2 protein-coding genes are annotated in these 394 nt (G+C 22.1%); one reads left to right on the top strand and one right to left on the bottom strand.

All coding sequences use genetic code 4. The annotated features are described in order from the left end of the window. A partial coding sequence (locus N8G13_RS03290; protein WP_262289466.1) for a restriction endonuclease subunit S occupies positions 1-184 on the top strand: 184 nt, incomplete at its 5' end. A 73-nt stretch (positions 185-257) separates the two neighbouring features. On the opposite strand, the gene N8G13_RS03330 is transcribed toward N8G13_RS03290, so the two are convergent. Continuing rightward, the coding region (locus N8G13_RS03330) for a restriction endonuclease subunit S (RefSeq protein WP_391510166.1) at positions 258-394 on the bottom strand (137 nt) is incomplete at its 5' end.

The following is a 394-nucleotide window of genomic DNA, read 5'->3' as shown; positions in this document are numbered from 1 at the left end:
TTTTGCAAATGTTATTTTGCAACAAGTAGCAGAAATAAATATAAAAGTCCCAGACAAGAAAGAACAAGAAAAAATATCAAATACTTTTAATTTATTTGATACAAGCATATCTTTGTTAAAGCGTAAGATAGAAAAAATGGAAAATATAAAACAAACATTATTAAATAAAATGTTTGTTCAATAAATTAATAACAAATATCGAAAAATACACAAAATAGTACTGAAAAATGTACTAAAATGTGTATTTTTTTATTACTTTACTTACGTTTTAACAAAGATATGCTTGTATCAAATAAATTAAAAGTATTTGATATTTTTTCTTGTTCTTTCTTGTCTGGGACTTTTATATTTATTTCTGCTACTTGTTGCAAAATAACATTTGCAAAAGTTCCTA

Source organism: Mycoplasma zalophi, assembly GCF_025486335.1.
GTDB lineage: Bacteria > Bacillota_I > Bacilli_A > Mycoplasmatales > Metamycoplasmataceae > Metamycoplasma > Metamycoplasma zalophi.
The sequence above is the reverse complement of the archived record's forward strand: the minus strand, read 5'-3'. Positions and strand labels throughout refer to the sequence as shown.